Consider the following 26346-nt stretch of genomic DNA (forward strand, 5'->3'; position numbering starts at 1 on the left):
TGTGGAGGCCGGGACCCAAGTGCACCCGCGTCGGGTCGCGGCTTCGCGACGACCACTTGGGGCCCGGCTTCCGGTGGGGGTGGTCAGGTGAGGGCGGGGACGCGGATGCCTTGCCAGGCGAGGCGTTTGGGGCGGTCGGGGTCGACTTCCAGGCGGGTGGGGTGGGTGATGATCTTGGTGATGCGGTGGGATTCGGTGTAGGGGGGCCAGGAGTCGAGGGGGCGGGCGGTGCGGGCGAAAGCGAGCCAGTTGCTTTGGAATTCGCGTTGGACGGCGAGGAAGCCGCGGTAGCCGCCCGCGACGGTGAGGGAGCGGCCGATGGGGGAGTCGACGCCGCCGAAGACCGGGATGAGGTCGAGGGCGTGGGTCGCGCCGAAGCCCGCCAGGCGGATCGCGCGGGGCGCGTAGTCGAAGCGGTAGACGTAGGTGGGCGCGTGGCGGCTGTGGCCCTCGGCGACGGCGAGGGTCGGCCGCCAGAAGACGAAGTCGCCGCCCATCCGGACGGCCACCTTCGGCGCCGGATAGCCGGGATAGGCCGCCACGATGCGGGATTCGACGTCCTCGCCGCAGCGGCTCAGCGCCTTGCGCAACTGGTCCGGCGTGGTCGGCAGGGTCCGGTCGAAGCGCGAGAACAGCGTCCCCTCATCGCGATTCGTGCCGATGATCAACGGCACCGCGTGCGCCTTGCCCGCGGCGATGGCGTCGATCGGGGCCTGCGGCAGATAGTCGCCGTCCACCACGGGCGCGGCCGGGAACGACCCGGGCTGCTCCCACAGCACATCGCCGATCGCCTTGTCCACGGCCTTGCGAATGTCGTTGGCGGCGGCGGTGGTCAGCGCCCGCGCGGCGTCCTCCGGTGTGGCGCCGAGCCGTTCCACGCACATGCGCGCGAACAGCCGGGCCTCGTCGGCCCCGACGGCCCAGTCCGCGGGCGCGCTCTCGGCGATGGCCCGATGGAACAGCCCGGCCGCCGCGGGCGTGGCCAGCAGCGACACCACCGCGTGCGCCCCCGCCGACTCCCCGAAGATCGTCACGTTCTCCGGATCCCCGCCGAACGCCGCGATATTGCGCCGCACCCACTCCAGCGCCGCGACCTGATCGCGCAGCCCCAGATTCGAGTCGAAAGGCCGTGCGGCGGTGGAGAATTCGCCGAAATCGACATACCCGAACCCGCCGAGCCGGTAGTTCATCGACACCACGACCACATCCCCGCGCACCGCCAGCCGCGCCCCCGAGTACAGCGACAGCGCCGAGGTGCCGAGCACATACCCGCCCCCGTGGATGAACACCATCACCGGCCGCGGTTTCGCCGCGGGCGTGGCGGGGGCCGTGACGTTCAACGTCAGGCAGTCCTCGTCGGTCGGCTGGGCGTTGCGCAGGCCGATCCGCGCCCCGTTGCGGTGCTGCATGGCGGCGTTCCCGAAGCGGGTGGCGTCGCGCACACCCGTCCAGGGCTCGACCGGTTGCGGTGCGCGGAATCGCAGGTCACCGACGGGCGGAGCGGCGTAGGGAATGGACCGCCACCGCAGGGTCCGCCGCCCCGCGTGACCGCGGACGACGCCTTCGGTGGTCGCTACTTCTACCATTTTCGAATGGTAAACCTCACTGCAGATAACCCTCGACCTGCTTGGCCGAATTGACCTGGGCCTCATTCGGATCCGCGCCCTGGTCCATGCGGGCCCGCCGCTGCCGCAGCAGATCCCAGCACTGATCCAGCATCACCTCGAGTTCGGCCAGCTGCCGCCGCTCGGACTCGGGGTCGAGTTCCTTGCCCACGGCCTTGGACCGCAGCTGATGTTCCTGGTCGACAAGGTCCTTGATGCGCGCCAGAATGTCCTGTTCGGTCATGGGACCATGCTACGGCCGATCGCGCGAAGACAATCGGCAACCACATCCAGCGCGTACGGCAGGTCGGCGCGCCCGATCGCGGCGTAGCCGAGCGCGATGCCGAAGGTGTGCCGCGGCCCGAGGTGATGGCGGCCCAGCCCCTCGAGCAGCACGCCCCCGCGCGCGGCGGCCGCGACCACGCGCACCTCCTCGGCCGCGGACGCCAGCGCCACCACGACGTGACTGCCCGCGTCGTCGCCGCGCACGTCGAAGCCGCGCAGCCGCTCGGTCACCAGCGCCCGCCGCGGCGGCATCTCGCGCCGCAGCCGCCGCAGATGCCGGGCCAGATCGCCGTGCCGGGCCAGTTCGGCGACCACGTGCTGGCCCGCCACCGCCGGTCCGGTGCCGGTCGCCTCGCGATGGGCCAGGACGGCCTCGGTCACCCGGGGCGGGCCGACGAGCCAGCCGATGCCCAGCACGGGCGAGAGGATCTTCGAGGTGGTTCCGACGTGGACGACCACATCGGGTCCGAGGGTGGCCAGCAAGGGCAACGGGGCCGTGTCGTACCGCAGCTCGCCGTCGTAGTCGTCCTCGATCACGAGAGTGCCTGTGCGACAGGCGAATTCGACGAGTTCGACCCGCCGCGCGGCGGGCATCCGCGCGCCGAGCGGAAACTGGTGCGCGGGCGTGCAGTACACCGCCGCGACGCCGCGCGGAATCTCGGCGACCCGCAGTCCCGCCGCGTCCACGGGCACCGGCAGCACCCGCACGCCCGCCGCCCGGAACGCCCCGGCCGCGCGCTGATACCCGGGATCCTCCATCGCGACGGTGTCGCCGGGGCGCAGCAGGGCGGCGGCCAGTTCGCCGACGGCCGCGCTCGCCCCGGCCGTCGCGAGCATCCGGGTGTCGCTGCCCGCGCCGAGCCCGCGGTGGCGCAGCAGATGTTCGGCGATCGCCGCGCGGTATTCCGGATCGCCCGCTCTGTCCTTGCGGGTCAACGGGATTCGATCCCCGGCCGCCCGCCACGCCCGCCGCCACGCGGCCCGGTCGATCGCCTCCACGCACGGCGCGCCCGCGGCCAGATCCAGCAGCGCGGACGCCGGACGCGAGGGTGGCGCCGACGCGAGGGGGCGCGGCCCGCGCGCGGGCGAGGCGGTGAGATAGGTGCCCGAACCGCGCCGACCCGACAGCCAGCCCTCGGCGTGCAGTTGGTCGTAGGCGGCGGTGATCACGGTGCGGCTCACGCCGAGCCGGGTCGCCAGCGCGCGGGAGGAGGGCAGCCGATCCCCGCCGCGCAGTCGGCCCGCGGTCGCGGCGGCCCGCAGACCGGTGGCGACCTGCACGGACAGCGGGGTCGGGGCGGCGCGATCGATCGCGAGCGGCAGTTCGTCCAGGGCGTCGGGCATGGAATTGGTCTTCCGATATTTCGTGGAATTGGCCATTCAAGAATGCCATTCGCTCCGCAAACCTGGTTGACATGACCCGCACTCCACTCTCCCCGACCCCGCGCAGCACCCCGACCCGCCTGCGCGACCGCGCCGCCACCGATCGGGCCGCCCTGGACGCGGTGCTCGACGCGGGCCTGATCTGTCATGTGGGCGTGCTCCTGCACGGCGCGCCCGTGGTGCTGCCGACGACCTACGGCCGCATCGACGACACCCTCTATCTGCACGGCTCCACCGGGTCGGGCAACCTGCGCGCCGCGCTGACCGGTGACCTGTCGGTGTCGGTGACGCTGGTGGACGGGATCGTGTACGCCCGCTCGGCCATGCACTTCTCGATGAACTACCGTTCGGCCGTCGTGCACGGCCGCCCGGTCGAGGTCACCGGCGAGGCGGACCGGCTGCGGGCGCTGCGCGCGATCATCGAGCACAACGCGCCCGGGGCCTGGGACGCGGTCCGGCCGCCGAACAAGAAGGAACTCGCCGCGACCCTCGTGCTGGCCCTGGACCTCACGGAGGCGTCGGTGAAGATCCGATCCGGCGACGCGAGCGACGACGCCGAGGACCTGGCCGGCGACGCGTGGGCGGGAGTCCTTCCGCTGCAACGGGTTTTCGGCGCGCCCGTTCCCAATGCCGATCTGCGCGCGGGCATCGAGACGCCCACCCACGTGCTCGACCGGACCGCGACGCGAATCCCGATGTAGACGAACGGGTCTCGTTCACCGTCCGGGGTATCTGCCGTTCACCTTCGGGAAACAAGTGATTTCCCCACGGCTGTCATCGTGCGTGAGTACACCGTGGAGGGGATGACTATGACCGTTGAGTTCGACCCGGCCAAGTTCCGGACGGCCGCGGGCAAGACGCTGGACGTCCGCGACAAGATCAAGGCCGTCATGGACAACCTCACGGCGTCGCTGGACACCGGATCCCCGTGGGGCCGCGACAAGATCGGCTCCCAGTTCTACGACGGCGAGAACGGGTACGGCGCGTCGCACAAGAACCTCTACCAGAACGCGGGCAACTTCCAGACCACGTTCCAGAGCTTCCACGACGGGCAGATCGATTCCGCGCGGCTCATCGAGGGGCAGGACCACGCCACCGGTGACGGTATGCGCTGAGGCACGGGTAGATCTGGATGGCTGAGCTACCCGGTTGGCTCAGTTGGCTCGAATGGGTCGCGGGCTCGGAATGGCCGGACGGTGACCCCGACCGGATGCGCGACGGTGTCGCCACGCCGTGGCGCACCGCCGCGGGCGATCTGCGCAAACTGCTCACCGACATCGAGGAAGCCAAATCGGCGTCGCTCGCGGCCTATCCACAGGGCGTGGGCACCGAGGAGATCAGCAAGGCGTTCGACTCGCTGCTGCACGGGGAGCAGTCGCTCGAGCAGCTGGCGAAGAACTTCGATCTGGTAGCGGAGTCGGCCGACCAGGCGGGCACCGAGATCGAATACACCCAGCTGATGTTCATCACGTCGCTGGGGATGTTGGCCGGTGAGATCATCGCGGCGTGGGCGTTCCCGCCGACCGCGCCCGCGGTGGAGGCGGCGGCGGTCGCGGCGACGCGGGTCGGGCTGCGCATCCTCAGCGAACAGTTGCTGAACGCGGTGCGCCGCATCGTCACCAAGATGATCTCCTCGGCGACGCTGAAGTTCCTCGCCAAGCATGTGGCGATCGATACCGCCCTCGGCACCATTCAAGAGGTGGGCATCGAGGCCTATCAGGTGGCCGAGGGGCATCGGAAGGGGATCAGCTGGGACCAGGTGTTGATCACCGCGGTCAGCTCCGCGGCCGGTGGCGCTGCGGCGGGTCCTCTGGGGGAGAAGCTCGGAGACGCGCTGGGCCGCAAGCTCGGTCAGTCGCTGGGCGGGAAGATCCTCAACGGGGCGATCACCGGCACCACCGCGGGCCTGGTCGGCGCGGGCGCGGGATACGTCGGCGCGACCGCCACTCAACTGGGTCTCGCCGCCCTGGACGGCAAGTTCGGCGAGGCGTGGAAGAACGTCAAGGACGCGGGCATCGATCCGCGCATGTTCACCGCGGGCGCGACCAATGGCGCGATGAGCGGCGCGAACAAGGCCGGGGCGAACCACTTCTGGGAGAAGCACCCGACCGAGGCGATGAATCGGCCGGGGTTCAGCACCCGGATGAACGACCTGTTCAATACCGGGCAGGACGGGCCGAACGGCGCGACGCCACCGCCCGTCGGCGGCGACGGCAGCGCCCCGCCGTCCGGGAACCATCGCGCCGGGGCCGCGCCCGAGGACGGAAACACCAACGGCCAGTCCGGGGTTCAGGCGTCAGGTGGTGGGGGCTCGCACTCCGAGGGGTCGGGCGAGTCGGAGAAGCCGACCCACCCGACGGGATCGCCCGGCTCGCAGGGGGAGTCGGGCTCGCAGGGTGCGGGTGAATCCGGCACACGGGGTTCGGGTCAGCACGACGACTCGGGACAGGCTGGAACGCAGGGCGATTCCGGGAGCGCCGGGGACCACGGCGATACGCACGGTTCGGGTGAGTCGGAAAGTGCTGGGAAGCACGGTGATTCGCATGGTCCCGGTGGGCAGGAGGGCGCTGGGGAGCACGGTGATTCGCACGGCGCGGGGAAGCAGGAGGGTACCGGCGAGCACGGCGCGAGCGGATCGGAAGGCACCGGGAAGCACGGCGATACGCAGGGCGGGGGTACGCAGCAGGGTACCGGCGAGCACGGCGCCAGTGAGTCGAAAGGTGCTGGGGAGCAGGGCGATTCACAGCACGGGGACTCGCGGGGTTCGGATCAGACCGGGAATGCGCCGGTATCGGGGGCGGGCGAGCGTTCGAATGACTCCGGCCAGCAGGGCGCCGGAGCGTCCGACGGTACGCCCGCGGTCCGGCCGACCGGCGCGTCCGGGTCGAGCACCGACGAGGCTGCGGGGCACACCGGGACGAACGAAACCCATGCGCCGCAACAGGATTCCGGAACCAAGACCGCCGAGGCGGCACCGCCGGGCGCCGGGCGCACCGGGGAGACCGACACCAAGCCCGCCACCCCGGCGGAGCACACCGGGGAGCCGGTCAAGGCCGCCGACGCCAACGGCCAACCGCATCCCCCGGGCACGGACGCGCGCGAACCGGGCGTCACCGGTGAGACGCCGAAAAACGAACAGCATCAACAGGTTCCGCCGAACAATGGCGTCGTCGCGGGCGCGCCGCCGGCGAACGGCACCGGATCCACCCCCGGCGCACCGCGCACCGGCGCGCCGACGACCGCCGAGAACCTCGGCGGCACCTCGTCCTCGGCGACACCGCGCGCCAGCGAGCTTCGGGGCGCGAGCGAGGTCCGCACGCCCGGCGAGTCCGGCCCCCGCGACACCGCCACGCCCCGCGCCGGTACCGCCGACCAGACCCGACCTGGCGGCGAAAACCGCACCGAGACAACGACACCCGCCGACCGCCGAGCGGGCGCGGCGACCGGACGCCAGCCGAACGGCGAGACCAGGGCCGGTGTGCAGGCCGCCAGCGGCCAGGAAGCCACCCCCGCGAAGAACGGCCGCCAGCAGACCGACGGCACGAACGGCAAGCGCCCGGGCGAGGAGCAGACCGGACCGCTGGTCGCGCCGATCGCGGTCCCGGTCGACGAGAGCGCGCCGCGCCCACAACCGGCTCGCGCGGGCGGTGGCGGCGGTAAGGAACCACCGTCGCGCCCACCACGCACCGGCGGCCCGCCCGACGAGCCGGGCGACGAATCGCGCCGCGGCGGCAACGAACCCAAGAGCGGAACGCCCAAGAGCGCGGAACCGAAGGGCGACAACCCCTTCCAGCTCGAATCGACCCTCCTCGAGCCCACCGCGTTGGAGCCCTCCGGGCGGGTGCGCGAGATCGTCGTGGAGATCGACGGCGAACAGGTGACGGTCCGGGTGGTCCCCGACGGCGAGGGCGGCTGGAAGCCCGCGCCGCCGGAGCACGCGACCACCGCCCCGGACCGCGGGACCAGCCCCGAGGAGCAGTCCAGGCTGCGCCGCGCCTGGCAGCGCGTCCGGGAGTTCCTGAGCCCCAGGGGTTTCGAGGGCAAGTCCTACAAGTACCCGTCCGGATCGGGCAACGACTCGAAGGGGCAGACCGCCGTCAAGGACGGCATCAAGCACGCCCCCGAACTGTTCGAGAACCACCCCGCCCCGCATCCGGCCCCGCATCCGCAACCGCACGGCCCGGTCGCGAGCCCCGCCTCCGAGCACGGCGAACACGGCAGCGACCCGGTGGCGCGCATTCTCAAGGAGGGCGCGACCGCTTGGAAGAACCGCGAGCATCTGCCGTTGCTGGGTCGCCTGTCCGCGCGCATGGCGATCGAGGCGGGGGAGTACACCCCGGTGCACGATGCCGACGGCGCGGAGTACAAGCCGTGGCTGACCGACGTCGATCCGGTCGAGGCGCACCGCAATATCTCCGACGCGCTCGAGGGCGGCTACATCGACCGCGACACGGCCGCACAGGATCTGCGCGATCTGCTGTCGGTGGTCGACGACCCCGCGCTGCGGCACGAGATCCTGCTCGATCTGGCCCGGCACGACCTGGTGCCGCGCGCGGAGGGTCTCGCCGCGCTGGTGGAGAACTTCCGCGCGGTCACCGATCCGGAACTGCGCGACCGCATCATCAACGATCTGGCGTTCCACGATCTGATCGGGATCGACCGGATCATCGATCTCGAGAACGAGCCGATCCCCGATCCACCCGACCACCCCGCGCCCGACGCCCAGCACCACCACGACGACGGGCCGCCGCCCGCGGACGAAACGCTCACCGAACTGGCGGAGCGCCTGGGCTTCCGGCTGCCGGACGAATCACCCGAGACCATCCGGCGCGTCCTCGCCGAACAGGAATACCGCACGCTGCGCACGACCGCGGCGATCGAGGGACTCGCCGACGCGGCCCGCCGCTACCACGAGGAGGTCACCCGCCCCTACGGCTGGCGCGACGCCGACGGACAGGCCCGGCCCGATGTCGCGGGCGAATTGCCGCGCGGCCCCGAGGGTCCCGCCGTCCCCGTGCCCAAGGGCGAGGTGCCGCGCAGCTTCTTCGACGACAACCCGGTCGGGCACTTCCTGAGCGAACTCATCGCCGCGCGCGGCGACAACCTCGGCCTGCGCGATATGACGCCGATCGGCAACGGCGCCGACCCGCTGCCGGAGTGGGGGCATGTCGGCGACAATCCGGAGGTCGGCCGCGACGACGGTCTGCTCGCGTTCTTCGAACACGCCCTGCGGCGCGACCAGCTGCGCGAGGAATTGTCCACGTGGGCACAGATGTTCGGCCTCGGCTTCGACGAGGTGATCGGCAACCATCCGGACGGCACCCCGGTTCTGGACGAGACCCTGAACCGGCTGCGCGATCAGAACGCCGCGCGCGCCGACCGGCTCGCCGAACTGCGCGACGCGGCCGAGGCGGTGCTCCCGCCCGAGGAGACGCCCGTCGGCGAGCGGCACGGCGACCAGGCCGCGCGGGTGCCGATCGGCGACGGCCAGCCCGACCGCCTGGTCGTGGTCGACGGGGAGCGCCCCCGCGACGAGGTGCTGGCGAATCTGCTTGCGGCGCACCCGGATCTGGCCGAGGCGGTGAACAAGGGGGAGGTCGTCGTCGACTACCGCAAGGTGCGGTTGGACGAGGCCGGGGATGTGCACCTCGATCCGATCGACACCCCCGAGGTGCGCCACCACCGCGGCACCCTCGACGGCGGGGACGTCGTCGTCACGATGGTGCGCGACGGCGACGGCGAATGGCGGGCGGTCCCGCACGATACCGATCCGGCCGCGGGCACGCCGTCGGCGGACATGGCCCCGCCCCGGTCGCCGCGGGAGTTGCTGGGCGATCTCGTGGATGTGGCGCGCGAGCTGGGCCTCGGGCCGCAGGACGTGGCGCGACTGCTCACCGATCCCGAACATCTCGCCCGCACGATCGCGGATATGAAGCTGCTCAACGCGGTACGCGCCGGGCAGGTCGAGGCGTTGAGCGATTACGCCCGCGCGATGAACGACATGCAGACCTACCACATGTTGCAGTCGAGCGACGGCAAGGGCCGCGCCCCGCTCGCGCAGCTGCTCCGTCTGGGTGAGTCGGAGCTGACGGCCGACGCCATGGCGCATCGGCTCGCCGACTCGGATCAGCGAAATGCGTTGCGCCGCCAGCAGATCAAGGCGTTGATCGATTACGCGAAGCTGGTGCGCGGCGTGGACGCCGACGCCGTGAACGCCGCGCGCGATCGGCTGGTGCGGCGGTTGCTCGGCGACGACGCCGGTCTCACCGAGTTGTCCCCGCTCAAGCCGAAGGTCTCCGACAAAGGACCCGTGGACTGGGTGGCCGATCCCACCGGCCTGGACCCGAAGAAGCTGTTCAAGGCGATCCGGGCGCTGGAGCGGCAGGGCGACGCGGGACATCAGCGGGTGCGCGACGCGCTCGAGGAGTACACCCGGGCGCTGCTCGACGCCGATCCGTATTCGCACGGCGCCGACGGTGACCGCCCGCCCGCCGATCCGCGGGTGGGCGATGCCGAGGCGCCGGTGCACGACACCGACGCCCTGCCGGGCCTGCGCGACATCATCGCCGACGCGATGGGCGCCGCCGATCCGCGCGAATTCGGCCGCGCCGTCGCCGATGCCGCCGCCCGGGCCGCGGAAAACGCGCCGCCGTACGATGATTCGGATCCGCGACCCGAGCCCGCCGACGACTGGGCCCGCCTGCTCGGCGTCGATCTCGCCGACGCCGATCCCGAGACGTTCATCAAGGTCTACGAGGCGTTCCGCGACGGCCGCATCGACAAACACGAGGGCCCGCAGGATCTGCCCGCCGCCACCCAGGCCCTGCGCGACGAGGTCCGGCAGCGTCAGGACCAGATCAACCGGCTCGCCGACCTCGCCGAGCGGCTCCAGCAGGCCGATCGCGGCCTGGGAGAAGGCGAGCGCCCCGCGGCCGAGGGCAGCCCGGAACACCGTGCGTCGCAATCGAATTCGGAGGGCGACCGGCCTCGTCCGTCCGAGGCCGTGCGGCGGGAGCTCGACAAGTACGACGAATCGGCGCGCAGGCGCACCGAGGAGGCCGAGCGGCTGCACCGCGAGATCATGGAGCGGATCGAGCGGCTGCGCCGCGAGCTGGACGCCCCACTCGACCTGCCGGAGGTGGAACCGGCCGCGCCGCACCGGGATTCGGAACCGTCGGAGGCGGTACGACGCGAGCTGGCCGAGTTCGACGAGTCGGCGCGGCACCGGGCCGAGGAGGCCGAGCGGCAGCACCGCGAACTGATGGACCGGATCGAACGGCTGCGCCGCGAACTGGCCGGTGAACCGGAACCGGTTGCCCCCCACTACGATTCCGACGACGCGCTGCGCCGCGAACTCGCCAAGCTGGACGAGACGTTCCGGCGCAATGCCGAGGAGGCCGAGCGGCAGCACCGCGAGGTGATGGACCGGGTCGAGCGCCTGCGGCGCGAGCTGGCGGGGGAGGACCCGGCCGCCGATCCGGAGGTCGCCCGGCACGTGGGCGCGGGCGCCGACGAATACCGCCGTCTCCTGGACGATCTCGATCGCGGCGGCGCCGAAGACCCCGCGCATCCCATCGAACCGGCCGCGCCCTCTCGGCCCGATGACGCGCTGCGCCGCGAACTCGCCAAGCTGGACGAGACGTTCCGGCGCAATGCCGAGGAGGCCGAGGAGCAGCACCGCGAGGTGATGGACCGGATCGAGCGGCTGCGGCGGGAACTAACCGATGCCGCGGCCGAGCGCGATGTCCTCGCCGCGGGCGAAACCGATGTCCCGCCACCGCATCTCGGTGACGAACATCCGATCGACGCCGCCCGACGCCGCCAGGCCGAACTGCTCGAGGCCGAGTTCCGCCGCCGCGAGGAGGCCGCCGAACGCGAGTTCCAGGCCCTCATGGACCACGTCGAACGGGTCCGCCGGGAACTGTTCGGCGAATCCGACGGCGACGATCCCGACGCCCCACCCCAGGGCGCGCCGCGCCCCGAACCCGACCGCCCCGGCGACGGCGGCGGGGCGCACCGGCTGCCCGACGAGGACGCCGCCCATGGCGACATCCCGGCCGACGGCTCCGACTCCGACCACGGCCCCCATATCGACGACGACTGGTCCGGCCTGGACGCCGACGGCGTCGCGAACCGGCTGCGCGACGAATTCGGCGTGGAGGCAATCGGTTTCGAGGACGCGCACCCCGTCGTCGCCCAGGAGATCGGCCGCGCCGTCGAGGAGGTGCTCACCCGCTTCCCGCGGTCGGAGTTCCCGCAGCTGGATCTGCGGCGCATCCGGATCGACACGCTCGCCGACGGGCAGTTCGCCAAGACCGTCGGCATCGCGCGCACCCACGACCGCGATCAGGTGTTCTCCGAGATCGTCGTGAACCGGGTCATCGCCACGGATCTGGGCCGGTTCAACCGCTCGGTCGACCTGAACATCGCGGATCGCCGGTTCCACCCGAGCTTCCACGACCGCCCGGTGTACAGCATCGCCATCCACGAACTCGGGCACGTCCTCGACAAGGCCGGCTCACCGCTCACCCGCAGGCGGCTCGAGGGCGACGTCCCGATGGATCTGCTGCGGGCCTACGTGCGCGCCCACCCGGACGGCAATATGCACGACTTCGGGGAATGGCTGAAGCAGTTGAGCGGCTACAGCTTCAACGATCCGGCGAAGTCGGACCTCAATCCGGGCGAGGCGCTGGCGGAGGGCTTCGCCGAGGTGATGCTGCGCGGCGAGCACGCCTCCCCGCCCGCGCGGGCGCTGCACGACCTGCTGGTCGACGCCGCGCGGCAGGCCCCGCCGGTCGGGCCGGAGGACCGGGCCGAACAGCCCGATCACGCGCGGGGCCGGTTCGACGACGAGTGGACCGCTCGCACGCCGGACGAGATCGCCCGAATCCTCGGGGAACGGCACAGGCTCGAGGTCTTCGGGTTCGATCTGCCCGGGGTGCATCCGGACGTGGTGCGGGACATCGCGCGGGCCGCGGACACGATGTTGCGCAGGCATCCCCAGATCGATCTGCGCTCGATCGGGATCGCGGACATCAATCCGATCGCCAACGCGTCCTACCGCTGCGATCCCGACACCGGGCAGGTGGTCACCGAGGCCATCCGGCTCAACCGGAAGTACGCCGACGATCCCGCGGACCTGCGCCGGGTCTTCGATCAGGCGTTGCGGCACAAGTGGTTCAGGCCGGGCGGCGAGTCGGATCCGGTGTACACGACGATCGTGCACGAACTCGGGCACGCCCTCGACAACGCGGGCGGCCGGGCGCTGCACGACACGCTCGAACACGACCTCATGCGCCATTTCGCGCGGCGGCATCCCGGCGGGTCGATCGACGACTACCACGCGTGGCTGCATCAACTCAGCGGGCGCAGTTTCGAATCCACCGTCGGGCCGGACGGCAAGTCGGTGGTGTACTCCGACACCGTGCAGGTGAACGAGGCCATCGCCGAGGCGTTCGTGGATGTGGAGATCAACGGCGAAAACGCCAGCGAGCCGGCGCGTTTCATCTACGACCGGCTGGTGGAGACGGCGGGTGGCGACCCCGCCGCACTGCATCACCCCGGCACCGACGATATGGCCGCTCCCGAACCGCCTTTCGGCGAGAACGACGGCGACGTCCTGCACGAGGGCAATCTCCCCGAGGGCGGCACGCCGTTGTACCGGGGCGTTCCGCGCCTGCTCGACGACGGTTCCATCAATCCCGCCTACGAGCTGGCCCGCCGAGGCATCGCGCAACCGCGCGGGGATCAGGACGTCTCGGCCGAGGACCACATCTGGAACCGGAGCGCGGTGAGCGATTCGACCTCCTGGACCCGGGATCTGTCGACCGCCAAGATCTTCGCCCACCACGACGGCGTCATCCTCGAATGGCGGACCGGCCTGCCCCCGGAGGGCGCGACCTGGAAGTTCAAGCCGATCCTGGACGCCGACCCGATCTACGCGCAGGTGCTCATCCAGGGCACCGTCACCGATGTGCGCGCGGTGCGGCACGTGATCGACACCGATGTCTCCGGCGTCGACGGCATGGCCGGGCCGCCCGAGCCGCCGCACGCGGAGACCGCGCGGGCGGCGTTCGGGGAGAATCGGCCCGACGGCTGGGTCGCCCACGTCCCCGACGAGGCGACCGTCCGCACCTGGAATGTCCTGGGCCACACGGAGATCGGACGCGAGGCGCTGGGCGCGCTGCGTGCCGCCGGGGCGGAGGTGCGGTTCGGCGACACGGCCGACGGCTTCGACGGCCGGACCATGGACGTCGTCGTGGATACCGTTGGGCGGCACGGGCTTTCGCAGGCCGCCGCCGTGGTGCGGGCGGGAGCGCTGGCCGAGTCCGTGCGGTCCGGCGATGTCGAGGTGGATCCGGCGCGCATGCGCGCCATGGACCGAACCGAGTTCGTCGACGCGTGGGTGCGGGCGGACGCCACGGCGTTCGGGCGCGAGGCGGAGTTCCTGCGCGAGCTGTCCGACGCGGGATACGACATCTCCCGGGCATCGTCGCGAGATCGGGACGGCGCCGGATACGAGCTGGTGGACCGGGCCTACGACGAGGCGCTGCGCGCGGTGTACCTCGACGCGCACGACGCCGCCGTGGCCGCCGCGCGCCGGACCGGTGTCCCGGAGTCGCTGCTGCGCGGTGTGGGCCGGGACGCCGGGGTGGCGGCCCTGCTGGCGGACGGGCGATTCGACGCGCCCAACCATCCGGACGCGGGCGGCGGCTACCGCGAGATCCACGGCCGGGACTGGGATGCCGCCCAGCACACCGGCATTCGCGACGGCTCCGGCGAACACGTCCCGCCCTCGGCGGAGTCCGCGCAGCGGCTGCGGGAGTTGGTTCGCGAGTACGCGGCGGCCCGGCGGGAGGTGCGGGGGCTCGAGGCGGATCTCTCGCGCGCGCTGGCGCACGTCTGGCCCGACCGACCCGCCGACGCGGGCGTCCCCGATACCGCCGAGGGCGTCCTGGACCTGATCTATGAGCGCGGCATCGGCTATCCGTCCGATCCGCGCGGGGCCGTGGCGCTCGACCTGGCTCGCCGCCTGCTCGACGCGCACACTGCGCTCGATCGAGCGCACGCGGCGGTCGGCGAGCACGTGGGCCGCGACCTGACCGACACCGACAAGACGCGAGCCCGCGTGGTGATCGACGAATCCGGTGTCGTACGAGTCGATTCCGCGAACCACCACCCCGAGCCCGCCCCGGACCCGAACCGGCCGATCTACCGCGAGGGCGCGGGGCCCGAGCCGTACTTCGACAAGATCCACGCCAAGGCCGAGCAGGCCCTCACCGATCTCGCGCCGCGGGCGGTCGAGCTGTTGCGGCGGGCCGCCGACGACAGCGGCCGGGGCTCGGATTCGGTGGTCGCGTGGGCCGCCGACGTGCTCGAGCGGCACGACGTCGACATCCGGGTCAGCCCCTTGCCGGACGAGTCGGGGCGGTCGCTCGCGGGTTATGACCCGGCGACCAACACCCTCGTCCTCGCCAGCGGTCCGCACGACCAGCACGGGATCGCCGAACTGGTACGGGCGGCCGCGCTGGCGGATAGGGCGTTCGGGGACGGCGGTGGACTGGACGTCTTCTCGCGGCCGCGCACCGAATACGTCCGGACCATGCTGGACCGGCACGCGGACGCCTTCGCCTTGGCCGCCCGCGATCGGATGCAGCGCGGCGTGGGCTCCGGCGACGCGAGCCGCACCACGCCGGACCACCACGCGATGGACCGGGCCGAGGCGCGCTACCGCGAGGCGTATCGGGACGCTCTCGATCGGTCCTGGAAGACCTTCTCCCGAGACGCCGTGGACATCGCGCACCGGGAGGCCGCCGCGCACCGCGCGGGTGTGCGGGCGGTGCGCGACCAGCTGATCGGTCCCGGCGGGCCGCGCCTGGGCGACCGGTCCTACGCCGACCACTTCGCGGCGGAATGGGATCGGGCACACGGCTTCTCGCCCGAACCGGCACCGGTGATGTCCCATCGCGACGAACCTCGCTCGCACGCGACGAGCTACGTCGTCGAACTCGAGATGATCCGGATGATGCGCGACGCGGGCACCGCGCTGCCGGTCGGACCCACCGAGCGGGTGTACGCCGACGCCTACGACAAGGCGTACCGGAAGGCGGAGCGGGCCGTCCAGCGTGGCCGGGACGCCCTGCCCCCGGAGCGCGCCGGGTACGAGGCCGGGTTGAAGGCGGTCCGGCGTCGGCTGGACAAGGTCGGGCTCGACGCCGCGGAGGCGGAGTTCGACGTGGTCCGCTCGTTCGGCAAGGACGACGATCCGCGCTGGGGCAGTCCGCGAGGAACCGGCCCCGATTCACCATCGGTTGTCGAAACCCATTCCGAGACAGCGCATTCGGTGACGGCCACCGACGCGGAGATCGCGGCGGCGACCCGGCGGGCGCTGACCGCGCGGATCGCGGGCCACCCCTCGGCCGAACTCCTGACCGACCGCGTGGCCCGGCTGGCCGCGACGACCGACGTCGCGCCGAAACTGGTGGTCGTCGCCCGCGACGGCGAGCATCTGGCCGCGCTGGCCGAACTCGACGAGCGGTACGCCGACGTGCTGTGGGACCGGACGCACACCCTCGAATACCGTACGCTCCGAACGGGTGACGACGGCGCGCTGATCGACGTGCCCGTGGAGCGGCGGGAGGCCGAAGGACCGTTCCGCAAGCCGAGCTACCCCGAGGCTCGCGACGAGATGCTCGCGCACTATCTGCGCTATCGCGCGGCGGGACAGACCGACCTCGGCTTCGACCGCTGGCTGCGGCAACTCCCCGACGACGCGGTGGCCACCACGAGCCGGTCCCGGTTCGGCCGGGCGCGGCCGGAGCCGGGCGGACTCGCCGGGAACTTCGTCGAGGTCGGCTACCGGCAGGCGCGGCGGTTCGGCGACGAGATCGGCCCCCCGCATCCGGCGCACGTCGCCCGCGAACTCATGACGCGGCGCATCCCCATGCCGATCGACGGGACCAGGGGCCGGAACACCGCAGAGTACGTTCCGCACACCGCCGAGGTCGGCGGCTTCGAGGTGCCCGTCTATCTGGAGCGCGACGGCCGCGGCGGCTGGCGGGTGCCCGGCCCGGTCGGCGTGCCGGGCAGTCACGACGCGCTGGCCGGATATCTGCGCGGCCTGTCGGATTCGGACGCCGGGCGATTGGTGAAACGGATCGAGAAGATCCTGTCCGACGGCAGCGTGCCGTTGGCGCGGGTCGACGGGGTGCACCCGAATCCGGCTGCGCCGCATCATGATTCCGGATCGGACGGAACGCGACCCGAGCCCGGTCGTCCCGACGCGGGCGAGGAGTGGTCGCGGCACGACCCCGGGGACATCGCCCGCATCCTCGCCGAGCGGCACGGGCTCGAGGTCTTCGGGTTCGATCTGCCCGGCGTCCATCCCGACGTCGTTCGCGACATCGCCCGCGCCGCCGACACGATGCTGCGCAAGTATTCGCGAATCGAGTTGCGGTCCATCGGGATCGGCGATCCGGAGGGCGGCGCGATCGCCACCCTGCGCAGCACCCTCGACCCGCGGACCGGGCGCTATGTCAGCGAGGCCATCACGTTCAACCGGCACTACGCCGACGACCCGACCGTGTTGCGGCGGGAGGTCGAACAGGACGTCCGCTCCGGCTGGTTCTGGCCCGGGGCCGAGGCGGATCCGGTCTACACCGCGGTCGTGCACGAATTCGGTCACGCCCTGGACGACGCCGGATCGAACGCTCTGGACGACACGCTCGAACGGGAGCTGCTGACGCATTATCTGACCGAGCTCGGTGGCGTGCCCGAGGGATTCCGGGACGCGTTGCACCAGCTGGACGACGCGAGTTTCAACGCGCACCGAGGCCCCGACGGGGGAATCGTCGTCGACGACACCCTCAATGTCCCGGAGGCCGTCGCCGAGGCGTTCGCCGCCGTGGAACTCCATGGCGAAAACGCCCCGGACTTCGCCCGTTTCATCTACGACCGGCTGGTCCGGGCGGCGGGCGAGACCGGTGTCGAAACGCTCGGCGGGCCGTCCCGCGGCGAACGTGACGGGGCCGTGGTGCACGCGGGCGCGCTTCCCGCGGAAGGTACGCCGCTGTATCGCGGAGTGCCTCGCCTGCTCGACGACGGGTCGATCAACCCCGCCTACGAATCGGCCCGCCGGGGCATCGTGCGACCGCCCGGGGACGGCGGCGACACCACCCTATGGACCCGAAGCCGTTCCGCCGCCGAGGTTCTCGCGCACGACGACGGGATCATCCTCGAATGGCGGACCGGCCTGCCGCCCGAGGGCGCGACCTGGCGGTTCGAGTCGGACGGGGATCTGGACCACGTGCTCGTCGCGGGCACGCTCACCGACGCGCGCGCGACCCGCCACCGCGCCGACGCCGGTACCGACGCGATGGACGGCCTGCCGCTGCCGGACGAGCCGCCGCACGCCGAGACCGCGCGCGCCGCCTTCGGCGTCGACCAGCCCGACGGCCTGGTGACCCGGGTCCCCGACGAGGCGCTGGTCCGGGTGTGGAATGTGTTGGGCCACACCGAGAACGGCCGGGAGGCGCTGCGGGTCCTGCGGGAGGCGCGGGCGGGTGTGCGCTTCGACGGCCCGGCCGATACCGTCGATCCCCGCACGATGGACATCACCGTCGCGACCCAGGGACGGGACGTGTTGTCGCAGGCCGCCGCCGTCGTCCGGGCGTCGGCACGGGCCGAGTCGGCGTTGTTCGGCGACGCGGAGTACGACCCGGGCCGGATTCGCGTGCTGGGGCGGTCCGAATTCGTGGACGCCCGGATGCGCACGGACGCCGCCGCGTTCGGTCGCGAGGCGGAATTCCTGCGCGAGCTGTCCGAGGCCGGATACGACACGTCCGGCGTGTCGTCGCACGCGACCGGGTCCACCAATTACGAAGCGGTGCAAGCCGATTACGACAACGCGCTGCGCGCGGTGTATCTCGACGCCCACGACGCCGCGGTCGACGCCGCCCGGCGTTCCGGTGATCTGCCCGAGGAGATGCTGCGCGGCCTGGGCCGCCGGGCGGGTGTGGACGCGCTGCTGGCGGACGGACGGTTCGACGCGCCGAACTACCCGGCACCCGGCAACGACTATCGCGCCGTCCACGGCCGGGAATGGGACGAGATCCAGCGCGGCGGCAATGTCGCCGACATTCCCGAACACATTCCGGCGTCGCCCGATTCGGCCCGGCGGCTGGCGTCGCTGGTGCGCGACCACGCCGCGGCGCGGCGGGAGGTGCGGCTGCTCGAGGCGGACTGGGTGCGGGCGATGGCGCATGTGGAGGCCCAGCCCCGGGCGGAGGCGCCCGCCACGCCGCGCGAGCTGGTCGAGGTGCTCCGCGACGGTGTCGGTCCGTTCGCGCGAGAACTGCGGCACGCCTTGGTCATCGACGTCACGCGCCGACTGATCGACGCGCACGCCGCCGTCGACCGGGCCCGGGACGCCGTCGTCGAGCACGTGCGCGGGGATCTGCACGACATGTCGACCGATCCGGTGCGCGTCGTCATCGACGAAGCGGGCGTGGTGCGTTCGCATCTGGCCCCGCCCGACGCGTCCGAGCCGGTGGCCGGGCGGCTCGACGCGGACGCGCGACGGTATCTCGCCGGGCTCGCGGACCGAGCCGCCGCGACGATCGCCGACAATGTCTCCGCGCCGCTCGCCGAACTGGGACGGACGGCCCGGGACGGCGGCTCCACCCCGATCGCCGAATGGGCGGCCGAGGTGCTCCGACGCCACGAGGTCGACATTCGCGACAGCACCCTGACACCGACCCTGCGCGCCGCCGAATCGGATGTCTGGTCCTCCCCGCGGTGGGAGCATCGCGGTCCGCTGCCGGGCTACGATCCGGCGACCAACACCGTCGTACTCGGCCGCGGCTTCGATCTCGACGGTGGCCGAGCCCACGGCCACACCGGCCGCGACCGGACCGCCGAACTGGTCCGGGCGGCGGCCCTGGCCGATTCGACCTTCCGGCGAGGCGGCGGGCCGCTGGAGGTCCTCACCTCGTCCCGCGCGGACTACGTGCACGCGATGCTGGATCGGCACGCCGAGGCGTACGCCCTGGCGGCCCGGGAACGGCAGCAGCAGGGGCACGGTCCGGAGCTGAGGGAACTCGGCATCCGGCGCGGGGTCGCGATGGACCGGATCGAGGAGGTCTACCGCGCCGCGTACGACCGCGCCCTCGCCGACGCCGAGCGGGCGTTCCCCGCGTCGACCGCGCACCGGCTCGACCTCGAGGCCGCGGCCCATCGCGCCGGATTCCGGGCGGTCCGCGAACAATTGGCCGGCGGCGACGGCCCGCGCCGCTACACCATGTCCTATGCGGAGCACTTCGCGGCGGAATGGGATGTCGCCCACGGCTTTTCGCCGGGCGCGCCGCCGCTGAGCCCATCCGCCGACACCGACCGGGTGCGGGACTACGCCGTGGAGATCGAGACCTTCCGGATGCTGCGCGAGGCGGGCACACCCGTTCCGCTCGGCCCCGCCGAACGGGTCTACACCGACGCGCACGACGCCGCGTATCGACGGGCGGAGCGCGCGGCCGAGCGGGGACGGGACGCGCCGCCTCCGAAGCGGGCGGGTTACGAGGCCGGGATCGAGGCGCTTCGTCGTCATCTGGACAAGGTGGGGACCGAGGCCGCCGAGACGACCTTCGACGTGGCCCGGTCCGCGCTCGACGAGAACCGGTCGCGGTGGGGCGATCCGCGTGCGTCGGGTGCCGCGCCGGACGCTCCGGCCCGTACGCACTCCGACCGGGCGGTGGCGGCGGCGTCCCGGCGCGCGCTGGACGAGCGGATCGCGCGATACCCGTTGGGGGAGCGGCTGACCGATCACGTCGCCCGGTTGTCCGCGCCCACCGACGACCGGCCGACGCTGTTGGTCGTCGCCCGCGAGGGTGAGCATGTGCGCGCGCTCGAGGCGCTCGCGGCGGCCGATTCCCGATACGCCGATGTGTTGTGGGACGGTTCGCACCGTATCGAGTACCGCGCGCTGATCAGCGGGGACGACGCCGAACCGCACGCGATTCCGATCTCGCGACAAGCCGCCGAGGGGCCGTTCCGCGAGCCGACCGAATCCGAGGCCCGCGCCGAGATGCTGGCCCACTACCTCCGTTACCGCGACGCGGGCCTGACCGACCTCGGCTACGACGCCTGGGTGCGGCAACTCGGCGACGAAACCGGCGGTCTCGCAGAGGGTTTCGTGCGGGCCGGTCACCGGATGGCTCAGGACGTTCCGGGCATCGCGCCGCCGCATCCGGCGCACGTGGCCCGCGAGCTGATGACGCGTCGGGTGCCGCTGCCGCAGGCCAGTGGGTCGCCGGACCTCCGGGCCGCGCGCCACGAACAGCGCACCTTCCGGGTCGGCGATGTCGAGTTGAGCGTCCGTGTGGAGCGCGACGGTCAGGGGGGCTGGCGGCTGGCGCGCCCGGGCGCGGGCGGTACGACACACGACGCGATCGCGCGGCACCTGCACGGCATGGCGGACTCCGACGCGGATCGGCTGGTGCGCCGGATCGCGGGGACACTGCGCGACGGCACCGCGCCGCTGGCTCCCGCCGACACTCCGCGCGGACCCCTGCAACGACTCATAGACCGATTCAAAACGCCTCGGCCGCAAGCGGATTCGGGAACCGAACCGATGGCCGCGGCGACCGTCGACGGTAGCGCGGACGGTCACCCGCCCCGGATGTCCGACGGCGACGTGTGGTCCGGCCTCGATCGCGACAGTGTGCTGTGGGAGTTGGAGAATCGGCATCCCGGCCTGGAACTCCACGGGTTCGACGACGACATCCCCGTCGACACCGTCCGCGAGTTCGCGCGCGCGATCGACGACATGCTCACCCGGCATCTGCGAATCGACCTGCGCCGCATCGAGATCGCGCCGCTGGCGGGGAATCGGCACGGCGAGGCGGTCTGGCGCAAGGGGCCCGACGGGAGCTACCACGCCGAAACCATCCGGCTGAACCGGGATCTCGCGATGGATCCGGAGGCGTTCCGGGCGGCGAAGCGGCACGCCGAGGACACCGGATTCTCCCCGCGCGGGGTGGCGGACCGGCCGGTGTACGCGACGGTCGTGCACGAACTCGGGCACGCGCTGGACTACGCGGGCGGCAAACACGCCCGGGCGGAGGCGCTGCGGGCGCTGGTGGATCACTACCGGCAGACCCGCGACCACGTCGATCCGGCCGAGTTCCGTTCCTGGATGCGGGAACTCAGCGGCTACAGCTTCGACGGCAAGGGACGGTTCGACGCGGGCGAGGCACTGGCCGACGCCTTCCTCGACGTGACGCTCAACGGGCGCGCCGCGTCCGAACCGGCACGGGTGCTGTACCGTCTGCTCACGGGCGAGGCCGAGATCGACCATGGTGCGAATCGATCCGAGACCGACCACGCCCCAACAAGTTCCGACGACACCCACGGCGTAGATCATGCGGCGGGACCGGAGCGGGATGAGGCCGCCGAGTACGCGCGGTTGTTGCAGGAGCTTCAGGAGAAGACCCAGAAACTCGGCTACGCGCACAACAAGCTGGTGGACCGGGTCGAGCGAATGCCCGACCGCGACCAGCTCCAGCATCTGACGCACGACCGCGTGGCGTTGGCCCGGGAGGTGCTGCGGCGCTACGACGAGGCCGCGGTCGAACACGGCCATATCGATCCGATCGGTGACGACACGGCGCGCGGGTTCACTCGCCCGGCCGATCCGCGCGGCACCGCCCACGACCGGGAACTGCTGGCCAAACTGGCGAAGGCGGCCCAGGAGGTCTTCCAGCTCACCGACGACCTGAACCGGATCGAACAGGACCTCCGGCGGCTCGAGGGGGACGGCGCGGAGCCCCGGCCGCTGTCGCCCGCGACCCGGGCCGAGCTGGATCGGCTGGCGCAGGAACGGGGCCGGGAACTGTTGCGGGTCAAGCCCCGTCGCGCCATGCGCGATGATCTGGCCGAGCGGTTCGGCGTACTGGACGAGTCCGGGCGGGTCGACGAGGCGGCGCTCGCCCATGGTCGGCTCGACGACACCATCGCCCGGCTCGAGCTCGACCATCCCGAGCAGGGCGACCGGGTCCGGGCGCTCGAGGACGCCGCCCGCGACGTGAACGCGGCGCACAATCGGATCGGCCGCGTCCAGGACGAGATGGCCCGGGTCGCGGGCGCGTGGCGGCACGACATCGAGACCCTCGGCGGTCGCATGATCACCGATACGGTGGGGCTGGTCGAGGGCGAGCGGCCGCGCATCGTCGTCTTCGGGCCGCGCGCGGAACTGGGGGAGACCCCGCGGGCGCACTTCGACGCCGCGCTGACCCGCGCGTTGAACGAGAGCGGCGCGGTGGCGCAGGCGATGGTGCGGCCGGAGACGACGGTGGAGTTCCGCCGGATCACCGCCGACCGCGAGGGCAGGCACGACACCACGGAACTGCCGCCGCCGGAAGTGAATCGGTACACGGCGAGGCCGCCGGGTATGCGGCGCATCGACATGACGTTCTGGGTGGACGAGCACGGCGATCGGCATCCGGTGAATCCGGCCCGGCCCGATTACGTGACGAACGGGACGCCACCGACGGTGCCGAAGTCGTTCAAACCGCGCGATCTGCCCGAGGGGGTCAGCGGGTGGGCGTCCGAGCCGTTCCAGGCCGCGGTCGAGGCGCCGTTCGTGCATCATCCGCCGGGGGCGATTCCCGAGGAGCTGCTGCCCCGAATTCCGGGCGGGGAGCCCGAGATTCCGCCGGGGGTGCAGACCTACGAGGTGCCGTACTCCGGGGCGTTCTACAACGCCATGCGGATCATTCTGGAGACGGCCAAACTCAGCGGCTTCACCTGGTACAACGATCCCGATCATCCGGGGCGGGTGCATCCGGGGTTCAAGGGGCATCCGTGGTTCCGGGACAAGCCCACCGAGATTCAGCCGATGGTCCGCGAGATCGACCGCGGCGCGCTGACCGAAGACCACGGCGAGATCGATCCCGGCTTCGTGCGCCAGCAGATCGGGCGCGAACTGGAGTGGGCGCGGGTGCAGCGCTGGGCGGATATGGAGTACGCCCGGTTCCGCGCGGACGAGGCGAACACCGATGTCGACCGCATCGCCGACGGCCTGGCCGAGCATCGGCGCACGCAGCGGCTGGCGGCCGCGCGGGATGTGGTGGACACCGTGCGGCGGCAGTTGGTCGACGCGCATCCCGGCATCGATCCGCGCGGGGACGTCGACGCCCAGCTGCACTACGTCGAGAGCGAAATCGACCGTGTCGCCGCGGAATTCGCCGACAAGTTCGTGGGCGGCGATCCGGATATCGTGCGCGGCACCGTCTCCGACGTCCGCGATCTGCTGTTCGACGAGGCGGACCCCGACGCCGTCGCCGCGGTGCTCGCCCCGCACATGAAGATCGACGTCCCCGACCTCACCCACGAGGACCTGGTCCGCATCAAGGACCATCTGATGCGCGACCCGCTGCTGGTACTCGATCCCGACAGCCACCAGGTCATGCGCCGCCCGCTGGACGCGGTGGCCGATGTCGCCGAGGCGTGGAACCGGTTGATCGCGGGCGAGCCACTCTCCCAGGACATCCTGTTGCTGCGCGACGCCCTGGCCGAATCCCGCTTCCTGGCCGTGAACCAGAACGTGACCTGGCACGAGGCCAACGCCTTCGTCGCGGCCATGGACGGATTGCACTGGGACGCCCACCGTCCCCCGCTGACCGATTGGCGCGCGGATATCCCGTACGCGCCGCCTTCGCAGCTCACGCGGGTTCAGGGGGGTGGACCGGCGTCGCGGCCGGATGGCGGGGCTCGGGATCTGCCTTCGGGGCCGAATGATGGTGGGGGACAGGCGGGGACGAGGGGCGAGGTGCCGCCTTCGGCCACGGAGGTTCCGTCGGTCGGCTCGGGGGAGGAGACTCCCGAGCTCCCGTCGTCTTCCGTGAGGGAAGAGGCTTCCGCTCGGCAGGAGGAGACTTCCGAAGCGCCGTTCGCCTCGCGGGAGGAGGCTCCCGAAGCGCCGTTCACCTCGCAGGAGGAGTCTTCCGGGACGCCGCTTGCCTCACGGGAGGGGGGTCCCGAGACGCCGCTTGCTTCGCGGGAGGAGGCTCCCGAGACGCCGCTCGCTTCGCCGGAGGGGGCTCCGGAAGTGCCGCTCGCTTCGCGGGAGGGGGCTACCGAAGCGCCGATTGCCTTGCGGGGGGAGACTTCCGAGACGCCGTCGAATGCCCGGCGGGAGGAGACGTCCGGGATCGGCTCGTCTGCCGTGCGGGAAGGGGCTTCGGAGTCTTCGTCGCTCGGGTCCGGGGAGGAGGTCGGCGAGGGGTCGCGGTCCGCTCCCGGCGCTGCGGATGGGGCCGGGCGAGCGCGGACGGGGGCGGAGATTCTCGAGGGGATTCGGGATGTCGCAAGGCATTTCGGGATCGATCCGGAGGGACTGACTCCCGGTCAGTTGCGCGCCCGTATCTTCGACGCCGAGATCGCCGAGCGCACCCGCATCTATGGTGAGATGGAGGAGCTGGACAACGCCGGTCTTCCGCCCGACCGGCACTTCGAGATCCGTGACCGCCTCCAAGCCGAGCTGAACGCCAACTCCGCCCTCCGCAAGGCCGCCGACGCCGACCTGGCGGCATACCGGGCCCTCGAATCCAGCGCACCCCCGGCGGCTACCTCTCCCGAGCCGGAACCCGCTGCCCCGCGAGCGAACTCGTCCGACAATGCCGCGTCTCCCGAGCAGGCCCCCACGGCCGAGCCGGGCCCGAGAACCGCCGCGGAGATCCTGGAGTCGATCCACACGACCGCCCGCCGACTGAATATCGCCCCCGAGGGCCTCACCCCCGACCAGATCTACGGCCGCGTCATGAACGCGGAAATGGCGCGCCGCCAAGAGATCTACGACGCCATGGCCGCCGTGGACGCCGCCAACCTCCGTCCCGACGAACACTTCGCCGCCCACCGCCCCCTCCAGGCCGAACTCGACGCCCTGACCACCCTCCGCCGCCAACTCCGCGCCGACCTGGACGCCCTCCGCACCGCCCCGGTGGAACCGGCCGTGGATCACAAGGCGCAGCCGCCGGTCGCCGATGTGCCCCCCGGCACTGCCGAGGACGAGGCTGAACCCGCTGCCGCACAGGAAGTTTCGACACCAGCGCATCGAGCCGACGCCGGGGAGGCCCTGGACGCCATGCGTACCCTGGCGCGGCAACTCGGGATCGATCCGGAGGGCTTGGATGTCGACCAGATCCATCAGCGCATCCTGGATACCGAGGCCGCTCGCCGCGAGCAGCTGCGCCGGGATCTGGAGAGCCTCGACGGGCTCGCGCTTCCGCCGGATCAGCACTTCGAGGCCGAGCAGCAACTCCAACGGCAACTCGACGAACTCGCCGAGGCTCGCCGCGCCGCGGACGAGAACCTCGGGCGTCATCGCGCGGATTCCGGCGAAGCGCCGCCCGAGAAGGACGTCCCCTTCCGTGCCCTGACGCCGCCGGATTCGGAGCGGGACGAGGTGAAACCGCCTGCGCGGCCACAGGATCCGGGCGATGGGTCGACCGTCAAGCGTGAGACCCCGGCTCCCATCGGAGACAGCGAGAATCCGGCAGCGCCGTCGGAGGATACGAAGCCGTCGAATCCCGCTGAGCAAGGCGACGATTCGCACTCGACCGAGAGCGGCGACCGGTCCCATGCGCCGGAGGAGGACGACCCGACTTCGTCCGGAGGACGCGATCGGACGCGTGTTCCAGAGGGAGATACCGAAGACGGAGGCGACGACGGAACCCCACCCGCCGACGGTGCTGGCACCCCGAACGAGGAAGGGCCGCGCTGGCACCGAAACCCCGTCCTGCGCTCCCACATCCCACACCCACCCCACTGGTACGACCCCAACCTCCCCGAAGTCGAAATCAACGACCCGGTAGACCCGGGCCCCTGGCTGCCCCCGCTCCCCCCGCAGCCCCCCGAACCCCCACACCCCCCGCACACGCCCCATCCCCCGCATCCTCCGCGTCCGCCGCGTCCGCCGGAACCTCCGCGTCCGCCGGAACCTCCGCGTCCGCCGGAACCTCCGCGTCCGCCGGAACCTCCGCGTCCGCCGGAACCTCCGCGTCCGCCGGAACCTCCGCGTCCG

General features: G+C 72.1%; 6 protein-coding genes. 3 read left to right on the forward strand and 3 right to left on the reverse strand.

Translation table 11 applies throughout. From position 1 onward, the window contains the following. Window positions 1-83: 83 nt before the first annotated feature. The 3 genes from ACFYTQ_RS12450 to ACFYTQ_RS12460 are packed head-to-tail and all read right to left on the reverse strand — an operon-like array spanning window position 84 to window position 3269. Window positions 84-1586: a carboxylesterase/lipase family protein gene (locus tag ACFYTQ_RS12450; RefSeq protein WP_387359819.1), complete on the reverse strand. Its 1503-nt coding sequence runs from the start codon at window positions 1584-1586 to the stop codon at window positions 84-86. 16 nt (window positions 1587-1602) lie between these two features. Beyond that, on the reverse strand, window positions 1603-1848 hold the full coding sequence (locus tag ACFYTQ_RS12455) for a DUF2630 family protein (protein ID WP_387359820.1): 246 nt from the start codon (window positions 1846-1848) through the stop codon (window positions 1603-1605). Beyond that, window positions 1845-3269, reverse strand: coding sequence for a PLP-dependent aminotransferase family protein (locus ACFYTQ_RS12460; protein WP_387359823.1), 1425 nt, complete (start codon window positions 3267-3269; stop codon window positions 1845-1847). Before ACFYTQ_RS12460 ends, ACFYTQ_RS12455 begins: the two co-directional genes overlap by 4 nt. A 35-nt stretch (window positions 3270-3304) precedes the next feature. Here ACFYTQ_RS12460 and ACFYTQ_RS12465 point away from each other — a divergent pair, with 35 nt between their 5' ends. The 3 genes from ACFYTQ_RS12465 to ACFYTQ_RS12475 form a co-directional block, all read left to right on the forward strand. Further along, window positions 3305-3973 (forward strand): pyridoxamine 5'-phosphate oxidase family protein, encoded by a 669-nt coding sequence (locus ACFYTQ_RS12465; RefSeq protein WP_387359825.1) that lies wholly within the window; start codon window positions 3305-3307, stop codon window positions 3971-3973. A gap of 102 nt (window positions 3974-4075) precedes the next feature. Continuing rightward, the gene (locus ACFYTQ_RS12470; RefSeq protein ID WP_387359827.1) at window positions 4076-4387 is read left to right on the forward strand and encodes a hypothetical protein; all 312 of its coding nucleotides are present in this window, start codon (window positions 4076-4078) and stop codon (window positions 4385-4387) included. Window positions 4388-4404: 17 nt separating this feature from the next. Continuing rightward, the coding region (locus tag ACFYTQ_RS12475; protein WP_387359829.1) for a hypothetical protein at window positions 4405-26346 on the forward strand (21942 nt) is incomplete at its 3' end.

This window comes from Nocardia sp. NPDC004068 (genome assembly GCF_042874315.1).
Lineage (GTDB): Bacteria > Actinomycetota > Actinomycetes > Mycobacteriales > Mycobacteriaceae > Nocardia.